We start from the raw sequence: 19988 nt of genomic DNA, 5'->3' as shown, positions 1-19988 counted from the left end.
CAGTCTTTTTACATATTATAGGAGTCGTTTTGCACGGCTCTCCATTTGGGCACAGCTTTTTCTTGCAATCCGTACTTTTACGCGCGGGAAACGTATGCTTCCGTACGAGTATCGATGATCAGACGCTCTCCTTCTTCTACGAAGAGAGGAACGTTTACTACGAAACCAGTTTCCAAGGTTGCTTTCTTTGTTACGTTAGAAGCAGTGTCACCTTTTACACCTGGCTCACATTCTGTTACAACGAGTTCAACCGTATTCGGCAATTGAATACCGATTGTTTCTCCGTTGTACTGCATGATTTGCACGTTCATGTTTTCCTTGAGGAAACGCAGTTCACGCTCGATTTGATTGTGAGTGAACGTCATTTGCTCGTATGTTTCCGTATTCATGAAAGTGTACTCGTCTCCGCTCGCATACAGGTATTGCATGGTGCTGGATTCGATGCGGGCAGGGTTAACTTTTTCACCGCCACGGAAAGTCATTTCCGTCGTGTTGCCATTGCGCAGGTTGCGCAGTTTGGAGCGAACGAAAGCCGCACCTTTACCTGGTTTTACGTGTTGGAATTCTAGCACGGTATAAATATTGCCATCCACTTCGATTGTCAAACCGGTACGAAAATCGTTTACAGAGATCATGGTAGTCCTCCCAAATCAATCAATAACAGAATAAGTATAAATTACACAGGCAAAATGAGCAACTCTTTCGTGGACTTGTTCAGGTTCTCATGACCATCAGCTGTAATCCACACATCGTCTTCGATCCGAACGCCACCAAGTCCCCTTACATAAATGCCTGGCTCCATCGTTACAAGCATACCTGGCTCCAATACGAAGGTACTTACAGTCGACAGCCCTGGCATCTCGTGAACTTCCAGTCCGAGACCGTGACCTGCGCTATGTCCATAGGCATCGCCATAGCCTGCTGCTGTGATAATATCTCTCGTTGCTGCGTCAGCGTCTTTTGCAGATACACCTGGCTTCAGTGCTTCTAAACCTGCGAGCTGGGCACGCAAAACGATTTCGTAGATTTCACGCATTTTCGGGTCTGGCTCTCCCACTGACAACGTGCGTGTAATATCGGAATTGTAGCCCTGATAAGCAGCACCAAAGTCGAGCGTAACCATTTCCCCTGCCTGGATCACTTTCTCGGAAGCTCGTCCATGTGGCAGAGCACCGCGCACACCTGATGCTACGATCATATCAAAGGCAGAGCCTGTCGCTCCTTGTTTGCGCATGAAGAATTCCAATTCCAAAGCAACATCGGATTCACGTACACCTGGCTTGATGTAGCCTTGAATATGCGTAAATGCCGCTTCCGCGATACGAACCGCTTCACGAATAATAACCATCTCGGATTCGTCTTTAAACATGCGGATTTTTTCAAGCAGACCGCTTGTTGGCACCAGTTCTACTCCGTCAAATCCTTTGTTCCATTCCTGATAGGTGCTAAAGGACACGCTGCTCTCGAATGCCAAGCGCTTAATCCCTTTTTCTTGCAGGAGCTTTGCCATCGCTTCAACAGCTTTTCTCTCGTTATTTACCACCGTAAATTCAGGTGCTTGTTCTTGCGCTTGTTCCACATAGCGGAAGTCTGTGACGAGAAACGCCTCTGTTTCGGTGACAATCACCCATCCCGTTGATCCGGTGAAACCACTCAAGTAGAAGCGATTCTCTGTTTTTTCGGTAATAAACGCCTCTGCTCCAACTTGTGTAAGTGCCTCACGCAATTTATGCAGACGTTGTTTCATGGCAGCTTTTTCCCCTTTTTGAATGCTATTATTTTTTTTCGATTTTACGGACGAGCGCTCTTAGTGCCCATTCATATCCATCGATCCCCAATCCGACAACTTGCCCAATCGCGATAGGAGCGATGACGGAGTGATGGCGAAATGGTTCCCGTGCATGAATATTGGAAATATGTACTTCAATCGTTGGCAGAGCCACACTGGCCAATGCGTCTCGGATCGCATAGCTGTAATGTGTGAATGCCCCTGAATTGATCAAGATGCCGTCATGGACACCTCTCGCCTCATGAATCGCATCGATGAGGACACCTTCATGATTCGATTGGAGATGCTCAAGCTTTCCGCCCAACTCATCCATGACACCCGTCAGGATTGTCACCACATCCTCCAGCGTTTCCCTTCCGTAAACATCCGGCTCTCTTGTCCCCAATAAATTCAGATTGGGCCCATTCAGTAACAAGACGGAAGTCATCGACCATTCCTCCCCCATAATTTACAGTCTTCGAAAAAAGTTTTTTTACTAATGAAACATTTTACCACAAGCCGTCCTGGTTCCATAGTGGGCATTCATCTATACAACATTTTGAACATTGTTACATCCATTTTGACAAGGAATGGAGAAATCCTCCTACCTTGTGGACTCATTCCATGTATGATTCTCGTCTGATTGCTCGAGTATGATGGTCATCCCAATGAACAAGCCAAACGTCAAATACCAAGCGGCTTCCGTACTTAAAGTGGCCACCTCCCAATTTTTGATATGGAAGAAGAAACCCGCTATCACTAACATGACTGCGCCGTAGACGAGTCCCAACCACCACGCACGGATCCGGCTAAAAAGCAAGCTGAACACAAATGAAGCAACGGCTGTTTCAACGAACAAGACGATACCGCCAAGACACACGCTCGTAAACGTATTTTCGTCCTCGATGCGGATAAAGGGACGTGCAAAGGCTCCAACTCCATATGGAGTCATGTTCAAAAAGTGAGCCATCAAACGAACGAGCCCCCAAATGATCGTTCCCCAGAAGGCGACCTCCAAAATCTTCGAAGTGGAGATTCTTTTACTCCCTTGTCTGCCTTCTTCTGTATGGGATACGCGCGCTTGCTTGTGCTTCCGCCCTAGTTTGCTTATTTCCATTTCCATCACCTCTGTTCTCTAGTATGCTCTTCCTCTAAGCTTTTCACTTTCGCTTTACATTTGTTGGAAAAGTGCGAACTCCTTGTAGCTTCAAGTCGCCATTTCCGTTAATATAGTGGTAAGGATGGTGATAGTATTGGCGCAACAAAACGTACCTAGCTACGGCGGTCAGGCCGTCATCGAAGGTGTTATGTTCGGTGGCAAAACCATGACTGTTACGGCTGTTCGCAAAAAAAATCATGAAATTGAGTATTTTGAATCCCCAAGATCGGAATATAAATGGATTACTACGCTGAAAAAAATTCCGTTTTTGCGTGGGATTGTTGGTTTGGTCGAAGCCAGCGCCAATGGGGCCAAACATCTCAACTTCGCCTCTGAACAATACAGTATCGAGTCTGGAGAAGAGGTTTCTGAAAGTCCATCGAAGCTCACCATGATTTTAGGTGTTGCTGTTGTCGGGGTACTTTCCTTCCTGTTCGGGAAATTCGTATTTACACTCGTTCCCGTTTTCCTGGCAGACTTTTTACTCGGAAAATGGGTACCGGATGGCGTTCCACAAACGTTGGCTGAAGGCGGATTTAAAATCTTGCTCCTCCTCGGCTACATTACAGCGATTGCACAAGCGCCGTTGATTAAAAGGCTCTTTCAGTACCACGGAGCCGAGCATAAAGTGATTAACGCATTCGAATCCGGGGTAGAATTAACAGTAGCGAATGTACAAAAATTTTCCGCTCTGCATTATCGTTGTGGGAGCAGTTTTCTCATTTTCTCAGTGTTTGTCGGTGTCGTGATTTACTCACTGTTCAGTTATGACTCCCTGACGGAGAGGGTCGTACAGCGCATTGTTCTTTTGCCACTGGTAATCGGTGTCTCTTATGAGGTTTTGCAGTGGACAAACAAGCTCCGTGATGTACCAGTCCTACGTTACCTTGGTTATCCAGGATTGTGGTTGCAAAAGATCACGACTCGTGAACCAGATGACAGCCAAGTCGAGGTAGCCATCGCTTCCTTCCAAAAGATGCGGGAGCTTGATCAGAAGCACGTGCAGGAAAGAATGGTTACGACCGGATAACGTGAGGCATTTTTATTCCCATAGAGGTGAAGCCCTATGTTACGCCGTATTCCACCAGTGATTATGATAGTGATCGTATTGGCGATTTACGGATTTTTGATAACACTCATCAATGATCCTGTCAGTACGATTATCATCTTGGGATTATCCGTTGTACTTTTCTTGGTCGTGCGCAACTATTTACAAACTGGCTCCTTCTTTTCACTAGGCGCAGGGGCGGGCAAACCTAGACAACCAAAGGGCAAGGTGAAGCCAAAGCCCTCCATTGCTCGGCAAGCAGTGAAAAAGCAGTCGACCACCCCGCGAAAGGATCATCCGTTTCGTGTGATCGAAGGCAGCAAAGGGAAGCCAAAAGAGAAACAAGACGAAAAATCGCAAAATAATATCTCTCATTAAAAAACAAAAACAGGTTGCCTGAAATGGCGACCTGTTTTTTTATTAGACCAGCATTTTCGGAGAGCTATTGCGAAACACCTTGACGTAATCTTCAAAGTCCCATTGTGCCAAAAATTTGTGAGCGGCTGCCTCCCCTGACTCAAACAATTGTTGTCGCATTTCTTTTGACAGTTGAAACTGAGTAGTCCTCACCCCTAATGTATGAATGAAAATCGTCCGAACGGCTTTTGCCTTTTCCACAAACAGACGGTCATGGGCATCAAGCATGGTCGCCAGCAATCCCCGAGAGAAGGAAAAAAGACCCTTGATGCTAGTCGCTTCTCTCTTGTCCTGATCATCACTCAGGCGAAAACCAATCGTCGGCCACCGGGGAGTCCCCGGTACATCAAATAACCACACGGGGTAATTGCTCAATAAAGCACCATCGACGATGTAGTGCAAATGTCCAGCACTTGTCAGCTTTGCCGGCTGAAAAAAGAATGGAATCGAGGAAGACATACGAACGGCCCGTGCCACAGGAAAATGATCGGGTTCTACACCATACCGTGCCAAATCGTCTGGTAATATAAGCATTTTTCCGTCCGTTACATCAGATGCGACAACTTTCAGCTTACCAGGAGGAAGATCTCCGAATGTTCGTACTCCTTTTCGTAGTAACAACTCCTCTATGAACAACTCGATTCGATCTGCTCGATAAATCCCTTCCCGCACGACTAGTTCATAGATTGGTCCGATGAGAGGGAGCCTGCCCAGCCCTGAGCGCTTGAGAAAATGAAGGTAATCCAGCTCTTCAAAGATCGGTTTCAATTCATGGCTGGAATAGCCTGCGCCGAGCAAAGCTGCAACAATGGAGCCTGCCGAGGTACCAGCGAGCCTTTCCCATGTGTATCCATTCTCCTCCATGACTCGCAAGGCACCGATAAAAGCGATTCCTTTTACGCCGCCACCTTCAAAGACCGCATCCGCTTTCACCTTTTTTCCCCTCCCTAAGATTCCTCCCCATTTTCCATGTATAAGACGACAGCTTTTCCGTTACCACAAAGAAAAACGCAAGCCTGGTCGGCTTGCGCTTTAATACGATAACGATATAGACTATTCCTCTTTTTGCTCATCTAACAAACGAATGTTACGAAGCTCTTCTATACGTTTTGGATCTGCCTCGAAGTACTGAACCAGATACTCCAGGCATGTAATCGATTCCCAGCTCAGGTGGTGCTCGATTCCTTCCACATCCTGATAAATATGCTCTTCATCCAAGCCAATGATCCGCATAAATTCTTCCAGAAGACTGTGACGGTCCACTAGGCGTTTTCCGATTTTCTTCCCTTTTGGCGTCAAGACAAGCCCACGGTATTTTTCATAGACGAGATACTTGTCTTTGTCTAGCTTCTGAACCATTTTCGTGACCGAAGAGGGATGTACTTCCAACGCTTCAGCAATATCGGAGACACGAGCATAGCCCTTTTCTTCAATTAAGTTGTAAATGCGTTCCAAATAGTCTTCCATACTCGGCGTCGGCGGCATTGTGAACCCCTCATTTCCAAACCGTTATTTCATCTAGCCAAAAAAGGCACGTAGAAATATGATACCGTGTAATGAGAAGCATTTGCAAGAGAAAAGTACCTATCGCAGTTGTTTTTCTGGTGTTTGGTTCATCATTTGGACATATTGGACGAGTTGTTGACCCAACTGCTCCATGCGCGCTTGCAGACGCTCATCCTTTAGCTTGCCTTCTGGTGTAAAGGCATTGTAAGCACTCGGGATGGAAGGACTAGATGGCAACGGCCATGCATGCAGATTGCGCATGATTAACTGCAACGTGTTGACCGTGTTCGTAGCACCCATGCTTCCCCCAGCTACGCCAATGATGGCAACCTGCTTATCACGCAAAATGCGCCCTTCCAGGAAGTCGATGGCATTTTTCAAAGCACCTGTCATTGTGCCATGGTATTCAGGCGAACCAATCACAAGTCCATCTGCTTCAGAAACCGCTTTGACAAATTGATGGACAATTTCAGGGTACGTACTGGTATCATCACGATCATCATACAGCGGCAGCTTCCAGTCCGCGAGATGAATCATTTCAACATCGGCACCTGCAGCCTTCGCTGCTTCGAGTACAATATGAACCGCTTGTTTTGTCGTAGAATTGGCATTCATGCTTCCGGCTATTCCTACAATTTTCATGGTTTCACCCCATCGATAATCTAAATACTGGTATGATCATCATTATATTCCATTAAGTATATTTTGTAAACATTTATGTTTATTTAATATCATCTGTTCTGAACAGACCTGTTTGTCTCATACACTTGTACCAAGTTGCAAGTGAGGATGATGCCTATGGACAAAGTCGCTTGGCATATCGCCGTGCTTTTTGCAGGGTCTGCGTTAGGCGGATTCTACTTGGGTGGATATGAGTGGCTACGCTTTTTTACTTATTTCGGTTCCTGGGGGACAATCGGCATTGCACTTGTGGCTCTTGGCCTCGGCTGGTTCGGCGTCCAGTTGTTGACCTTTTGCCATCGCAAGCAAATTGGCTCCCTGTACGAGCTGTACTACGTATTGTGTGGCGAAGCATTCGCTTCTAGCCTATCTGTCATTACCCACATTCTGCTATTGGGCTATACAGGAGTCATGCTTGGCCAACAGGCAAATTTCCTTTTGGAGGAGCTCTCTCCTCTATGGTTCATCCTTCTGACTATTTTAGCTATCTTCTTTATCATAAATCGTTGGAGATGGATTGTCACTGCAACAGCCATATCTCTATCCATCGGTTTATTATTATTCGGATTGATTTTCAGTGCACAATCCCATGTCCCCATGCCAAGCTTGGGTTATCAATTGAATGTGAACTGGCTGATTCACGCCGTCTTTTTCCTTGCCTTGCATTTTCTTATCAGCTTGGCTACGACTCTACCTCTTGCAGTACGTGCGTCCCACGAGCGAACTGTTCGAACGGGGGCCATCATCGGAGCTGGAATCTTCCTTTTGTTCACCATGTTAGGTCAAGCTATCCTTCTTGCCCACTGGCACGATGCCCACGCCTCTGTACTGCCTATCAAACAAATTATGGTTCAAATGATAACCGGTGGCGATTGGCTTCTCGCTATCCTCTCGCTTGTACATGGTGGAGTCATTGTCGCAGCCCTACTCTACTCGCTGACACATCCAATTGTGACACGTCAACATCTACAAATACTGCCACTGATTGTCGTCATGCTGCTTACCGTATTTGTATTCGCTCTCCTCACACTCCTTGTTCCGTGGAGTATGTCTGCGATCGCCAGTGCAGCGACCTATTGCGGCATGTTCTTAATGGGCTGGTACGTTTGGAAGCATCAGAATTAACCTGGATGGTATACTCGTAGCTCCTCTTGTGGTCAAGACAAATCTTGGCCACTTTTTTTCGCATTATAGGATCGCATTCAATATACCAATCAGTACCAAAAGTACAAGGATAAACACCAAAATATTTAATGGACTCATCGTCACGTAGTCCTCCTCTATATATGGTTGCTTCCCCTCATTTTACCACAAATGAAAAACGTCCCCCGTAGGAGACGCTTACTGTAAAGCCTCACTTTCCGCTCTCAGTTGTCCCCCATTTGGAGAACCCATCGGATAAGCTGGCGTTGTTTGATCCGTAATTTTGTGAATCGCTGAAAGTACCGCTTTCGTCGCCGTGGCAATATGTTCCCAATCCAATTGCGCTAATGAGTCATCTGTTGCCTGTACCGTCCCTGCACTCGTCAAAAGTGCCGTAGGAATGCCTGCGGCTGCCAAAGAGCCCGCGGCACCGTTTCGTTCACGCCTCCCATCCTTATCGGCAGGAGACACCCCCGCTGCTCTCAGCAGTTGGATTGGCAGGTTTTCGTTGCCCAGCGAATTGGTTGCAACCAGCTCTGCCTTTTGACTGCCCACCCCATCGACATAGAAGGCTGCTATCATGGCTTGTCGGTCCTTGGCTGATAAGGCATTCGCATAAGCTATCGGGCCTCTGCTTCCCGCTGTAACCGCGCCAAAGCTTACGAACCTCACTTCCGTATCAATCGGCTTGTCAGCCATATTACGCGCTATCTCTAGCAAGGCCGCTACACCGGAGCCATTGTAATTTGCCCCAGATGATAATCCAGCGGAATCATGGTGAGCAGATACCAGGACGACCTGACCGGTGTCGTTTTGATTGGGCTTTCGGCTTGCCACGATATTATACGAGGTTTGCTTAATGGTTGCGGCTCCTTCTACCTTGACGGTTCCCTTTACGGGTCGTTTGTCCATGATGCGTTTTTGGAGCCTCATGCCATCCGCCTTGGACAAAGCAATTACAGGAACAGCGATATCCAGGGGTTCGCCCAGTGAAGCATTCCACCCTTCCTCTCGATCATTCCAGATGATAAGAGCAACGGCTCCGGCAGCGGCTGCTTGGCGAACTTTTTCTCCGAACGGAATCTCACCTCGCTTGACCAAGGCAATCTTCCCTCGGGATGCCTCATTCGCAAAATCAACTGCTCTTCCCAAGCCTGCATTCACCACTTCTGCTGTCGCGGTTCCATTGATCCCAAAAGTAAATCCGCTTACTGTCCAGTTTTGACCCGGCCATTCTTCTATCGTCAGTGATAGAGTAGTAGGCTTTCGGTACGTATAATAAGAAAACGGATCGAGCTTAGTCTTGTACCCGTAAGATCGAAGTGTATTTTCCACATAGATAGCTGCCGCAAATTCCGTTTCAGTCGCAGGTGGACGGGCCGTTCTCGCCAGTTGCTCGACATGGCTGTACAAGCGTTCACTATCGATCCAATCTTGAGCTACCTCTGCATGAGCACGATGTGAAAGGAAAGGTAACGGCAATATCGTTCCACAGACAAGCAGGGCACATAGCGCATAATGACGGACAGATCGCATGGCATTCTCCCTTTCCTTCGCTCTTTGCATTTATTATGGGCGGTTACGACAAACCGAGTCTAGTCAGAATAGTTAGTCAAATAACTTCATCCTGCGCCATCCCTGGACAGCTTTCGCTTTCTTTTGCCCAAAACGTCGATATTTCGCGTGACTCCCTTCCATATGAATTCTTAATAGAAAGGGGCTTTACTTCGTAAAATTATTGATAAAGAAAAGGCGACTTTCAAATTGACCGATGTCCTTGCCTTTTGCTAAGGTGGAATCAACAAAATACCGTTTGAAAGAAACGGATTGGAATCCTGAGGGGGAAGTACCATGCTCTATGTAGATGGCAAATGGGTAGAAGAAGGACAAGTCGCAGTTCATCCAGAAGACCGCGGTTATAACTTTGGGGATGGCATATATGAGGTAGTACGCATTTATAAGGGGCGCATGTATCAATGGGATGGACATCTTACCCGTTTGTTTCGAAGTGCCAAAGAAATAAAAATGGAGCTTCCTTGGAGCGAAGAAGAGCTGACAGACTTAGCGAATCAGCTCATGTCCAAAAACAACATCACGGAAAATGATGACGCCAGCCTTTACTTGCAAGTATCTCGTGGCACCTCTCCGCGTGTACACGATATTCCGTCTGGCATCAAGCCTGTGATCATGGGCTTTGTCCGTCGCAAGGACCGCCCTGTCGCCGATATGAAAAAAGGCTGGTCCGCTCAGCTCATCGAAGATATCCGCTGGCTGCGTTGCGATATTAAAACGCTCAATCTGCTAGGGGCTGTTCTTGTCAAACAATACGCAAAGGATGCAGGTGCCCAAGAATCGATTTTGCACCGCAACGGCGTCATCACAGAGTGCAGCTCTTCCAATTTGTTCGTCGTGAAAAATGGCGAGCTGTATACGCATCAGGCTGACAATCTGATCCTGCACGGAATTACCCGCCAAGTGGTCATTGATTTGGCTCGGGACAATGGCATCACTGTCCATGAAGAAGCATTTGACATTGCTTTCTTGAAGCAAGCCGATGAAGTATTCCTCACCAGCACGACCGCAGAAATCATGCCGCTCATCTCGATAGATGGCGTTGCTGTGGGCAACGGACAGCCGGGATCAGTCGTTCTTACGCTACAAGATTTGTTTGAACAGCATATCAACACAAGTGTACTCGTGTAATGAAAAAAAGCTCTCCCGGTGTGCAGCGTATACATCCAAGAGAGCTTTTCTTTATGGTTTAACGACGCAGATTCCATTCGTCTGTGGCATAGCGCGTCTTAACGAGTTCTTCTGCCAACGCGAGTTCTTCATCGGTAAGCGTTGAAGGCATCAGCTCCACTTCCAATCCGGATGCAAAGCCTTTCGAGAACGCCTCGATGGATTCTTGGAGACTGATTGGCCGAGGGCTTACTTCGTTGATCGTCACTGCTTTTTGTCGGAAACTATCAATCATCCGTTGTTTTACGCGCTCCGATGGGAAATGCAAGAGCGAGAATAGCAAATCTACGTCCATATCAAGCAGAATAGAGCCGTGCTGAAGAATAACACCCTTTTGTCTGGTCTGAGCGCTGCCCGCTACTTTTTTCCCCTCTACCACGAGCTCATACCAAGAGGGCGAATCGAAGCAGGCGGATGACCCTGGAGAGTTATACTTTTCCTTCTCCTCTTCACTTGCCAAGGAGACCATTTCCGCCGAGAGTCCAAGGTTTTGGAATCCGTGCAGCAGTCCCAGGCTGATGATTTTGTAGGCTTCCGTCACACTCGAAGGCATTTTCGGATGGTCTTCGGATACGATGACACTGTATGTCAGCTCCTGATCGTGGAGAACAGCACGCCCTCCTGTCGCTCTACGAACAAAGCCCAGTCCTCTATTTTGAACTTCTTCCAGGTTGATTTCCTTGATGGCCTTCTGGAAATAACCAATTGACAGTGTCGCCGGGTCCCATGTGTAAAAACGAACGGTCGGGGGAACTTTGCCCTCACTGTGCAACTGCAAAATTGCTTCATCTACTGCCATATTCATCGCGGGTGACATTGCTTCCGTCACGATATAGCGCCACTGTTCCATCTATGTACCTCCTCATTCACAACGCCTTCATTGTACGCTTCTGGCATGAAGGACGGCAAGCTTTTGATGGGCTATTTTGCGCGGGCTGTTTCCTGCAAAATGGCCAAGACCTGCGCCAATGCATCTGTTTTCTTCTCATTCTCTTCGCGCATTCGCCGCAAGATGGACTCCCTGCTCTTTTGCAAGTCATTCACCGCTTGGAAAAAGCGATCATCCGTTAGCTCTTCTTCCAGCAAAACATGACACAAGCCCTGCCTTTCAAAGGACTGTGCATTTAAAATCTGATCGCCCCGACTTGCATCACGGGACAACGGTATCAAAAGCATTGGCTTTTGCAGGGCTAAAAACTCATAAATCGCATTGGAGCCTGCTCGTGACACGACAAGATCAGCCATCGCCAACAAATCGGGTAATTCCTCCTGGACATACTCGAATTGCTTGTAGCCTGCCACCTGAATCGTTTCATCTACTTGATTTTTGCCACAAATATGTACAATTGAGAAATGCTCGAGCATGGCAGTAAGCGAATGGCGCACCACCTCGTTTATTCTCCGTGCTCCCAAGCTTCCACCCATGACAAGCAGGACAGGTTTCTTTGCAGAAAAGGAGCAGGATACCAGGCCCGCTTCTCTTCTCCCCTGCTTCAGCTCATCTCGCACAACTGCACCTACGTGAATCCCTTTGTTTTTCGGCACTTTCGAAAGCGTATCCGGAAATGTTACGCACACCTTGCTGGAAAAAGGGACAGCCAGCTTGTTTGCGAGACCGGGTGTCAGATCCGATTCATGGATAACAACAGGAAGACGGTTTAGCCACCCTCCCAATACGACTGGCACGGAGACGAAGCCCCCTTTGGAAAAAATCACATCCGGCTTCCACTTGCCGAGAAAGCGAGAAGCTTGCCAAATGCCTTTGAGGACTCGCAGCGGATCACTCATGTTTTTCCAATCAAAGTAACGTCGCAGCTTTCCTGAAGAAATGCCAACATAGCGAACATCCGGATGGCTGGCGACCAGCTCTCGTTCGATCCCTGTCGCAGAACCAATGTAGGCAACTTCCCAACCCAGCTTGATAAAGTGGGGGATGAGTACAAGATTCACCGTGACATGTCCTGCCGAACCACCACCAGTAAACACAATCCTTCTCTTCATTCGGCTCGAACCATCCCCTGCCTCTTCTTCCCTCATGATAGCACCAATCCGAAAGAAAAGCCGCCCGTAACAACAGGCGACTTTTCTGGAATCTAGAATTATGCTTGCGGTTGATAACGCAGGATTGGCTTTCTTGCCGCTGTCGCTTCATCCAAACGTTTGACTACAGTAGTATGAGGAGCTTCCTGAACGATTTCGGGCGTTTCCTCGCACTCGCGGGCGATTTGCAGCATCACGTCGATGAACTCATCGAGCGTTTCTTTTGTCTCGGTTTCAGTCGGTTCGATCATGAGGCACTCGTCGACGATCAATGGGAAGTAGATCGTTGGCGGGTGATAGCCGAAGTCGAGCAAGCGTTTTGCAATATCGAGCGTGCGTACACCCAGCTTCTTCTGGATTACACCAGACAGGACGAACTCATGCTTGCAGACGCGATCAAATGGCAGATGATAAGCCGTTGCCAGACGACGCATCATGTAGTTGGCGGAGAGCACCGCATTTTGAGAAACTTGCAGCAAGCCTTCTGGACCCATGGTACGGATGTAGCTGTACGCACGAACGAGAATACCGAAGTTTCCGTTGTAGCCTTTTACGCGACCGATGGAAGCCGGACGATTGCTGTCCCAGTAGAAGCTTCCGTCTTCCTTTTTCGCTACGATTGGTGTTGGCAGGAATGGCTCGAGAATTTTTTTCACGCCGACCGGACCTGCACCTGGACCACCACCGCCGTGAGGCCCTGTAAACGTTTTGTGCAAGTTCAGATGCACCACGTCGAAGCCCATATCTCCCGGACGGGCAATTCCCAAAATCGCGTTCGCATTCGCACCATCATAGTACAAGAGGCCGCCAGCTTCATGGACGATTTTCGCCATTTCCACAATATCTTCTTCAAACAATCCGAGTGTGTTCGGGTTCGTCAGCATCAACGCAGCCGTGTCAGGTCCTACTGCATCACGCAACGCTTGAATGTCAACCAAACCACGCTCGTCAGATGCGATGGTTACAGTATCCAAACCAGCTACAGCAGCAGAAGCCGGATTCGTACCATGTGCGGAGTTCGGCACGATTACTTTGGTACGATGTCCTTCCCCACGGCTCTCGTGGTAGGCACGGATCATCATCAGACCTGTCCACTCGCCCGCAGCACCAGCCGCTGGTTGCAGGGTAACTGCGTCCATGCCTGTAATTTCACCCAGTTCTTCTTGCAGGTTGTACAACAGCTCCAAAGCGCCCTGTACGGTTTCTTCCGGTTGGTACGGATGTGTCTGCGCGAAGCCTGCGTAACGGGCAACATCTTCGTTGATTTTTGGATTGTATTTCATCGTGCAAGAACCAAGCGGATAGAAGCCATTGTCTACCCCGTGGTTGCGACGAGACAGTTCGGTATAGTGACGAACCAATTGCAGCTCAGATACTTCTGGCAGCTCAGCCGGCGTTTCGCGAATGAGGTGCTTTGGCAAAAGGCTTGCTACTTCTACTTCTGGAACATCCAGTGCCGGCAAATTGTAGCCCACACGGCCTGGTTTGCTCATTTCAAAGATCAGTGCTTTCTCCTGGTCGTTACGCACGTGTGATCGCCTCCAATTCAGCCGCCAATGTGTCGATTTCTTCTTTGGTACGTAGCTCGGTTACTGCAAGCAAGGTATGATTCGCAAACTCTGGATAGTCGAGACCGAGATCATAACCCCCGATCATTCCGGCAGCCAACAGACCTTTGTTCACTTCTGCAACTGGTTTGTTCAGCTTCACGACAAACTCGTTGAAGAATGGAGAAGTGAAAACGATCTCCAAGCCTTTTGCTTCCAGGGCATTTTTGGCGTAATGAGCTTTTTGCAGGTTCATCATCGCCATTTCTTGTACACCCTGCTTGCCGAGTGCTGTCATGGCAATGGAAGCAGCCAATGCGAGCAGCGCTTGGTTCGAGCAGATATTGGAAGTCGCTTTTTCACGACGAATATGTTGTTCACGCGCTTGCAGCGTCAATACGAAGCCGCGTTTGCCATTTTCGTCCTTCGTCTGACCGACGATACGACCTGGCATTTTGCGCATCAGTTTGGATGTGGTAGCAAAATATCCGCAATGTGGTCCGCCGAAGGATGCTGGGATACCGAATGGCTGCATGTCTCCCACTACGATATCTGCGCCCAATTTGCCCGGCGCCTCCAATACACCCAGAGCAAGCGGATTGGAGGATGAGATCAACAGTGCGCCTTTTCCGTGTGCAATAGGTTCAATCGCTCCCAAGTCCTCTACATTTCCGAAGAAGTTCGGATACTGCACGATGACCGCTGCTGTGTTTTCATCAACAAGCGCTTCCAGAGCCGCTGTATCCGTAACGCCATCGCTGTTGATACCTACTTCAACCAGCTCAACGTTTTGTCCATACGCATAGGTTTTCAAAACACCACGCGCTTCCGGGTGTACAGCGCGGGAAACGATTACGCGCTTTTTGCCAGTGTGACCTGCAGCCATCATCGCTGCTTCTGCCAAAGAAGTCGCGCCGTCATACATCGAGGAGTTAGCTACCTCCATGCCAGTCAGCTCACATACCATCGTTTGGAACTCAAAAATAGCTTGCAGCTCACCTTGGCTGATTTCTGGCTGATAAGGTGTATAAGCAGTAAAGAATTCCCCGCGGAGCAGCATGTGATTGACTGTGCTCGGCGTGTAATGTTGATAAACACCCGCACCTAGAAAGTTAACATGCGTGCTGAAGTTTACGTTTTTATTTGCGAGGTGTGTAAAATACTTCACCAAATCTGGCTCGGAAAGTGCTTCTGGAATATTCAAAGCACCTTTGAAGCGTACTTCTTCCGGAATATCAGCAAACAGTTCTTCTATACTCGAAATGCCGAGGGTTTCCAGCATTTCGCGCTTGTCCTGATCAGTTTGGGGCAGGTAGCGGTATTTCACGGACGTTGTCCTCCTCTAAAAGGATGTATGTGGTGTATCGTTTAGTTTTTTGGGCGTTTATAAAATGGAGCGGCAACGACTTCTGCTTTCAGACGTTTTCCGCGAATTTCTACTTCTACTTGTGTACCTAACGCAGCATGCTCGGTTTTTACGAGAGCGAGACCGACGTTCTTCTTCAAGGTTGGAGATTGTGTTCCCGTCGTCACTTCGCCAATGAGCTCTCCCCCCACATAGACGGGGTAATGCGTGCGCGGAATCCCACGGTCGATCATTTCGATCCCTACCAGCTTGCGTGGAGCACCGTTTTCTTTTTGTGCCTTCAGCACTTCTTGACCGATGAACGGCACTTCTTTGTCTACCTTGACAGCAAAGCCAATGCCCGCTTCGATCGGAGTGATGTCTTTGCTGAGCTCTTGTCCGTACAGTGGCAGCTTGGCTTCAAAACGAAGCGTATCGCGCGCACCGAGACCACACGGCAAAAGACCTTCTTCTTTTCCCGCATCCAGCAAGATGTCCCACAGCTCTGCTGCACGATCGGCATCCAAATAAATCTCGAAGCCATCTTCGCCAGTATAGCCAGTGCGGGAGACCAAACCCGGAATACCGCTCACTTGCACATCACGCTCAAAACGGAAAAAGCCGATTTGAGACAAGTCTGTAGTCGTCAGCTTTTGCAGAATGGATTCTGCCAAAGGACCTTGAATCGCGATTTGTGCTGTTTGTGGCGAAATATTCTCAATCGTTACGCCTGGAATCAGATGTTCTTCTAGCCACGCATAGTCTTTGTCGATATTCCCCGCGTTGATGACGAGCAGGTAATGATCATCTGCATATTTGTAAACAAGCAGATCGTCTACCGTCCCCCCATCTGGGTAGCAAAGCACACTGTACTGCGCCTGCCCGACTGCCAGCTTGGACACGTCATTCGTAGTCACACGCTGGAGATAAGAAAGAGCGTTTTCCCCTTTTACGTCCACTTCTCCCATATGGGAAACATCAAATAGACCAGCTTTTGTCCGAACGGCTTCATGCTCTTGACCAATGCTTGTAAACTGCACCGGCAGATCCCAACCACCGAAGTCGATGGTTTTCGCGCCATACTTTGCATAAGAATCAAATAGTGGCGTACGTTTCAAATTGGACATGTGGCACCTCCTGTGAACAATAAGATCTTAGAAAACTTGGCTATCGACCAAAACAAAACAGAGGGGGAAAAACGGGTACACCAAAAGAATGGCGCCCATTTCTCCTCCTCTGTCCTTGGTACCTGAGAGTTACCTTGCGAACCACATGGGAATTACTTTCCCCACTTGCAAGTTTCCCCTTTGGTGGCTCGTGTGAGCTCTCTCCAGAGTTGCGTCCAGTAGAGGTACTTTTGCCTGAGAGATTCACCGTTACCGGCTTGCTCCTTCGGCGCTGCCAAACGTTCAAGCAGTCTCTCCCTACTACCTTCATTCGCGGTTGTTTCATGGTCATACATAAGTTTTTGCTATCATTTCCATACTAATGGATGTACTACCTCTTTATCCTACCATGAGAGACCAAAGTTGAAAATATACAAATTAACAGTCAGATTCAGAAAAACTTAACAAAACACATTGACAATACATAAACGTTCAGTTTTTTGACGTCAATCATGAAAGTTATGGCAGAGCTATGAAAAGGAGTATCTTATATGCCGAATGTTCCTATTTCATTTGACACCAGTTGGATTAATCCGCTTACAGAACGTATGCAAGAGGATGGTCCCTGGGATAAGTGGGAGCTGTTCAAGCTCTCCTTGGAAGCCGAGGAAGCGATGGCTGTTAGCGAATTTGATCAGCTGCAATGTCTGAAATATCTTCCACTCTTGTCGCCATTTCCTCACCAGTTGGAAACAGCGAAACGTGTCCTATTAGAGATGCGCGGCCGAGCCATTCTCGCTGATGAGGTCGGTCTGGGAAAAACGATCGAAGCAGGCTTGATCATGAAGGAGTATATGGTTCGCGGCTTGGCTAAAAAAATTCTCGTTCTGGTTCCAGCCTCTCTCGTGATTCAATGGACAAAAGAGCTTCATCAAAAATTCGGCATTGCAGCAGTCGCGCAAAAAAAAGAATATATGTGGCGGCAGCACGAGGTCGTTGTCGCATCCATAGACACAGCAAAACGAGATCCTCACAGGCGTCACGTCCTCGACATCGATTACGACATGCTCATCATCGACGAGGCCCATAAACTCAAAAATAAACGGACACGAAACTATCAGTTCGTCAAAGAAATCCGCAAAAAATATTGCTTGCTCCTTACCGCAACTCCTATTCAAAACGAGATGGACGAGCTGTACAACCTCATCAATTTGTTAAAACCAGGTCATCTTGGCCATACTTCTACCTTCTCTACTAATTACGTTGAGGGCAAACGCCAATCCAAAAACAGCGAGAAATTGCGGGAAGAAATTGAAAAGGTCATGATTCGCAACAAACGAAGTGATGGCGGTATTCAATTCACCAGTCGCCGCGTTCAGTCGATTCCGATTGACCTTTCTCCTGAGGAAATGACCTTGTACGAAGGTGTGACCCACTTTGTCCGCGAGCAATACCGAACAGGATTTGGGGTTGGCGGCTTCAACTCGCTCGCTCTGATCACCTTGCAGCGTGAGGTCTGCTCCAGTAAGGAAGCTGCGTTCATGACGCTGTATAACATGCACCAGCGGACCAGCGAGGACTCTCCTTTACGCGCACAAATTCTTGAGCTAGTCGAGTTGATCAAACAAATTGAAACGCATTCCAAGGCTGCCAAAACGGTTGAGCTCATTCAACAAATCAACGACAAAGTGATCATTTTTACAGAGTACCGAGCAACTCAAAACTATCTCCAAAAGTATTTGCACGACCACGGCATTACTTCCGTCCCCTTCCGCGGTGGCTTTAAACGCAGCAAAAAGGACTGGATGACTGATCTTTTCCAAAATCGTGCACAAGTCCTGATCGCGACGGAAGCAGGCGGCGAAGGCATCAATTTGCAGTTCTGCAATCAGGTGATCAATTACGACATGCCTTGGAATCCCATGCGAGTGGAGCAACGAATTGGTCGCGTCCATCGTCTCGGACAAAAAAGGGATGTACACATTTATAATTTATCGACAACCGGAACGATCGAGGAGCATATTCTCAAGCTGCTGTATGAAAAAATCGACCTATTTGAAATGGTCATCGGTGAACTCGATGATATTGTGGAACGCTTGAATTTAAGTCATTCCTTGGAAGACAATCTGATTCAAATCATTATGGATTCCCGCTCCTCCAAAGAAATGGCGTTGAAGCTCGATAACATTGGACACGCGATTCGGGCAAGCAAAATAACAAAAGACGCTGTTCCACTTTCTGAGGCGGCTGACCAATAACTCTTGTTGGAAACGAAAAAGAAATGAGGTCTCCTGATGCAGCAACAACAGGTCAGACAATTTGTCGAGCGCTATTTGGCGACGTTTTCTGCCCATATCGTTGAGTCTCACCCGGATTATTTAACAGTCAAACTCCCTGTCGAGGTGGACAAAGATATCGGCAATCGTCCTTTTTACTGGAGCTGGGTGGATAAGATGAATTTGGCTTATCAGCCATTGGTGCTCACCTTTACTTTTCATCCGGAATGCATGCCTGAAGGTTTGCGATCCGAGCATCTGCATCTAGGGGCTGCACGCATGCAACAAATTTTCGCTTCAGCCAAAAAGCATGGCAGCTTTGTCTGTATGTACGAGCAACAAGGGGGCCTCTTGGGCAATGCCGGCAAACGTCGGTCAACCCCTCTCATGCCTTGGCTCGGGATGAACCTGAAGGTATCTCTGCTTTGTGATAAGCGACGTGACATTTTATTGTACCTGGGGATAAATTTGCATCAGCCACGGATAGTGACGGATTTCACTTCGTTTTTATTTTCACTTTCCTTGACCCCTGCGATCCCCGATTACTATTACACGTTGGATCGAAAGGTAACGATACAGGAAGCCCTTCAAATGGCACAACAGGAAGTCGAGCATACATTGGAACAAGAGGATCAGCAATGGGCAGAGGAAGCGCGTACACGTCTGAGCGAAGAAATGGCCATCTTGGAAGCGTATTATGAAGAGCTGGCACGGCGCGAACCAGAAAATGAGCAGACAAACGCTGACCAAACCGAAGAAGAATCAGAACAGCCGGAAGCCCAGTCGTTACTCGAGCGAGAAGCCCTGCACCCCGAACCTGGTTCAGTTGGACCACCTTCTGTCGAACAACCCCTATCTTTTGACGAATACAGGACTTCTGGCGGACGAATCCTCGACTTTTTGCGTGCAAATGGAATCCAAACGACTCCACGTGAAGAGATTCATCAGGCAGAATGGAAAAAAAGCACGCCAGATGAGGAGAGACAACGCCGAAAAGACGAGCTGGCATGGCAATACGAGCCGCGGATCGAGGTTTCGTTCATCAACGGTGGCTTGTTCTATTTATCTTCCGTTCCTCCACTCATGCGGTCATCGAAAGCAAAAAGCATGCGACATCTCCCCGCATCAGGGCGAATCATGTAAAAGATCAACGAGAAAATGTGAAATAGAAAAGACACGTTGCAACAAATCTTTTTGTCATAGCTGGTTA

Annotated in this window: 19 protein-coding genes and 2 riboswitches; of the genes, 6 read left to right on the top strand and 13 right to left on the bottom strand. The window is 47.9% G+C overall.

Annotated elements, in window-relative coordinates; all coding sequences use genetic code 11:
• Nucleotides 1-77: 77 nt before the first annotated feature.
• From efp to ASG16_RS26410, 4 genes are all read right to left on the bottom strand, one after another.
• Nucleotides 78-635 (bottom strand): elongation factor P, encoded by a 558-nt coding sequence (efp, locus tag ASG16_RS26425; RefSeq protein ID WP_048032522.1) that lies wholly within the window; start codon nt 633-635, stop codon nt 78-80.
• A 41-nt stretch (nt 636-676) separates the two neighbouring features.
• On the bottom strand, nt 677-1747 hold the full coding sequence (locus tag ASG16_RS26420; RefSeq protein ID WP_056493939.1) for a M24 family metallopeptidase: 1071 nt from the start codon (nt 1745-1747) through the stop codon (nt 677-679).
• A 28-nt stretch (nt 1748-1775) separates the two neighbouring features.
• Nucleotides 1776-2216, bottom strand: a complete 441-nt coding sequence (gene aroQ, locus ASG16_RS26415) for a type II 3-dehydroquinate dehydratase (protein WP_056493936.1) — start codon at nt 2214-2216, stop codon at nt 1776-1778.
• Nucleotides 2217-2372: 156 nt separating this feature from the next.
• Nucleotides 2373-2885, bottom strand: coding sequence for a YqhR family membrane protein (locus ASG16_RS26410; RefSeq protein ID WP_056493960.1), 513 nt, complete (start codon nt 2883-2885; stop codon nt 2373-2375).
• Between the two features lie 124 nt (nt 2886-3009).
• On the opposite strand from ASG16_RS26410, the gene ASG16_RS26405 reads away from it, so the two are divergent.
• Nucleotides 3010-3957: a DUF1385 domain-containing protein gene (locus ASG16_RS26405; RefSeq protein WP_048032519.1), complete on the top strand. Its 948-nt coding sequence runs from the start codon at nt 3010-3012 to the stop codon at nt 3955-3957.
• A 36-nt stretch (nt 3958-3993) separates the two neighbouring features.
• Entirely contained in the window at nt 3994-4353 is a 360-nt protein-coding gene (locus ASG16_RS26400; RefSeq protein WP_056493933.1) for an ABC transporter C family protein, read from the top strand.
• Between the two features lie 42 nt (nt 4354-4395).
• On the opposite strand, the gene ASG16_RS26395 is transcribed toward ASG16_RS26400, so the two are convergent.
• The 3 genes from ASG16_RS26395 to ASG16_RS26385 form a co-directional block, all read right to left on the bottom strand.
• Nucleotides 4396-5325, bottom strand: a complete 930-nt coding sequence (locus ASG16_RS26395) for a patatin-like phospholipase family protein (RefSeq protein ID WP_056493930.1) — start codon at nt 5323-5325, stop codon at nt 4396-4398.
• 120 nt (nt 5326-5445) lie between these two features.
• The gene (gene mntR, locus ASG16_RS26390; RefSeq protein WP_017247979.1) at nt 5446-5877 is read right to left on the bottom strand and encodes a transcriptional regulator MntR; all 432 of its coding nucleotides are present in this window, start codon (nt 5875-5877) and stop codon (nt 5446-5448) included.
• 99 nt (nt 5878-5976) lie between these two features.
• Nucleotides 5977-6540 carry an NADPH-dependent FMN reductase gene (locus ASG16_RS26385; RefSeq protein ID WP_056493928.1) on the bottom strand — a complete coding sequence of 188 codons (564 nt, stop codon included), beginning with the start codon at nt 6538-6540 and terminating at the stop codon, nt 5977-5979.
• Between the two features lie 156 nt (nt 6541-6696).
• Here ASG16_RS26385 and ASG16_RS26380 point away from each other — a divergent pair, with 156 nt between their 5' ends.
• Nucleotides 6697-7704 carry a YkvI family membrane protein gene (locus ASG16_RS26380; protein ID WP_056493926.1) on the top strand — a complete coding sequence of 336 codons (1008 nt, stop codon included), beginning with the start codon at nt 6697-6699 and terminating at the stop codon, nt 7702-7704.
• A 216-nt stretch (nt 7705-7920) separates the two neighbouring features.
• Here ASG16_RS26380 and ASG16_RS26375 read toward each other — a convergent pair whose 3' ends face one another.
• A complete protein-coding gene (locus ASG16_RS26375) occupies nt 7921-9258 on the bottom strand; it encodes a M28 family peptidase (protein ID WP_056493924.1) in 1338 nt (445 codons plus the stop codon).
• A gap of 315 nt (nt 9259-9573) precedes the next feature.
• Between ASG16_RS26375 and dat the strand changes: the two genes are divergently transcribed.
• A complete protein-coding gene (gene dat / locus ASG16_RS26370; protein WP_056493922.1) occupies nt 9574-10425 on the top strand; it encodes a D-amino-acid transaminase in 852 nt (283 codons plus the stop codon).
• A gap of 58 nt (nt 10426-10483) precedes the next feature.
• Here dat and lipM read toward each other — a convergent pair whose 3' ends face one another.
• The 5 genes from lipM to gcvT form a co-directional block, all read right to left on the bottom strand.
• Entirely contained in the window at nt 10484-11314 is an 831-nt protein-coding gene (lipM, locus tag ASG16_RS26365; protein ID WP_056493919.1) for an octanoyltransferase LipM, read from the bottom strand.
• Nucleotides 11315-11385: 71 nt separating this feature from the next.
• The gene (murG, locus tag ASG16_RS26360) at nt 11386-12465 is read right to left on the bottom strand and encodes an undecaprenyldiphospho-muramoylpentapeptide beta-N-acetylglucosaminyltransferase (protein WP_056493916.1); all 1080 of its coding nucleotides are present in this window, start codon (nt 12463-12465) and stop codon (nt 11386-11388) included.
• A 98-nt stretch (nt 12466-12563) separates the two neighbouring features.
• Nucleotides 12564-14033, bottom strand: a complete 1470-nt coding sequence (gcvPB, locus tag ASG16_RS26355; protein WP_048032510.1) for an aminomethyl-transferring glycine dehydrogenase subunit GcvPB — start codon at nt 14031-14033, stop codon at nt 12564-12566.
• Nucleotides 14026-15378 (bottom strand): aminomethyl-transferring glycine dehydrogenase subunit GcvPA, encoded by a 1353-nt coding sequence (gcvPA, locus tag ASG16_RS26350; RefSeq protein WP_056493912.1) that lies wholly within the window; start codon nt 15376-15378, stop codon nt 14026-14028. Before gcvPA ends, gcvPB begins: the two co-directional genes overlap by 8 nt.
• A gap of 41 nt (nt 15379-15419) precedes the next feature.
• Nucleotides 15420-16523 (bottom strand): glycine cleavage system aminomethyltransferase GcvT, encoded by a 1104-nt coding sequence (gcvT, locus tag ASG16_RS26345; protein WP_056493909.1) that lies wholly within the window; start codon nt 16521-16523, stop codon nt 15420-15422.
• A 99-nt stretch (nt 16524-16622) separates the two neighbouring features.
• A riboswitch (glycine riboswitch) is annotated at nt 16623-16735 on the bottom strand.
• A 1-nt stretch (nt 16736) separates the two neighbouring features.
• Nucleotides 16737-16832, bottom strand: a riboswitch (glycine riboswitch).
• Nucleotides 16833-17053: 221 nt separating this feature from the next.
• Between gcvT and ASG16_RS26340 the strand changes: the two genes are divergently transcribed.
• Entirely contained in the window at nt 17054-18760 is a 1707-nt protein-coding gene (locus tag ASG16_RS26340) for a DEAD/DEAH box helicase (protein WP_056493906.1), read from the top strand.
• Between the two features lie 36 nt (nt 18761-18796).
• Nucleotides 18797-19921: a YqhG family protein gene (locus tag ASG16_RS26335; protein ID WP_056493903.1), complete on the top strand. Its 1125-nt coding sequence runs from the start codon at nt 18797-18799 to the stop codon at nt 19919-19921.
• Nucleotides 19922-19988: the final 67 nt, after the last annotated feature.

The sequence above is a fragment of the Brevibacillus sp. Leaf182 genome (assembly GCF_001423865.2).
In the GTDB taxonomy this organism is placed as follows: domain Bacteria; phylum Bacillota; class Bacilli; order Brevibacillales; family Brevibacillaceae; genus Brevibacillus; species Brevibacillus brevis_C.
The sequence above is the reverse complement of the archived record's forward strand: the minus strand, read 5'-3'. Positions and strand labels throughout refer to the sequence as shown.

What these genes read in the sequence shown, in the direction of transcription:
- ASG16_RS26335 (WP_056493903.1), top strand. Translation starts at nt 18,797, where the DNA reads ATGCAGCAACAACAGGTCAGACAATTTGTCGAGCGCTATTTGGCGACG.
- dat (WP_056493922.1), top strand. Translation starts at nt 9,574, where the DNA reads ATGCTCTATGTAGATGGCAAATGGGTAGAAGAAGGACAAGTCGCAGTT.
- aroQ (WP_056493936.1), bottom strand. Translation starts at nt 2,216, where the DNA reads ATGACTTCCGTCTTGTTACTGAATGGGCCCAATCTGAATTTATTGGGG.
- ASG16_RS26375 (WP_056493924.1), bottom strand. Translation starts at nt 9,258, where the DNA reads ATGCGATCTGTCCGTCATTATGCGCTATGTGCCCTGCTTGTCTGTGGA.
- lipM (WP_056493919.1), bottom strand. Translation starts at nt 11,314, where the DNA reads ATGGAACAGTGGCGCTATATCGTGACGGAAGCAATGTCACCCGCGATG.
- ASG16_RS26400 (WP_056493933.1), top strand. Translation starts at nt 3,994, where the DNA reads ATGTTACGCCGTATTCCACCAGTGATTATGATAGTGATCGTATTGGCG.
- ASG16_RS26380 (WP_056493926.1), top strand. Translation starts at nt 6,697, where the DNA reads ATGGACAAAGTCGCTTGGCATATCGCCGTGCTTTTTGCAGGGTCTGCG.
- ASG16_RS26420 (WP_056493939.1), bottom strand. Translation starts at nt 1,747, where the DNA reads ATGAAACAACGTCTGCATAAATTGCGTGAGGCACTTACACAAGTTGGA.
- mntR (WP_017247979.1), bottom strand. Translation starts at nt 5,877, where the DNA reads ATGCCGCCGACGCCGAGTATGGAAGACTATTTGGAACGCATTTACAAC.
- ASG16_RS26340 (WP_056493906.1), top strand. Translation starts at nt 17,054, where the DNA reads ATGCCGAATGTTCCTATTTCATTTGACACCAGTTGGATTAATCCGCTT.
- ASG16_RS26405 (WP_048032519.1), top strand. Translation starts at nt 3,010, where the DNA reads ATGGTGATAGTATTGGCGCAACAAAACGTACCTAGCTACGGCGGTCAG.
- ASG16_RS26410 (WP_056493960.1), bottom strand. Translation starts at nt 2,885, where the DNA reads ATGGAAATAAGCAAACTAGGGCGGAAGCACAAGCAAGCGCGCGTATCC.
- ASG16_RS26385 (WP_056493928.1), bottom strand. Translation starts at nt 6,540, where the DNA reads ATGAAAATTGTAGGAATAGCCGGAAGCATGAATGCCAATTCTACGACA.
- murG (WP_056493916.1), bottom strand. Translation starts at nt 12,465, where the DNA reads ATGAAGAGAAGGATTGTGTTTACTGGTGGTGGTTCGGCAGGACATGTC.
- gcvT (WP_056493909.1), bottom strand. Translation starts at nt 16,523, where the DNA reads ATGTCCAATTTGAAACGTACGCCACTATTTGATTCTTATGCAAAGTAT.
- efp (WP_048032522.1), bottom strand. Translation starts at nt 635, where the DNA reads ATGATCTCTGTAAACGATTTTCGTACCGGTTTGACAATCGAAGTGGAT.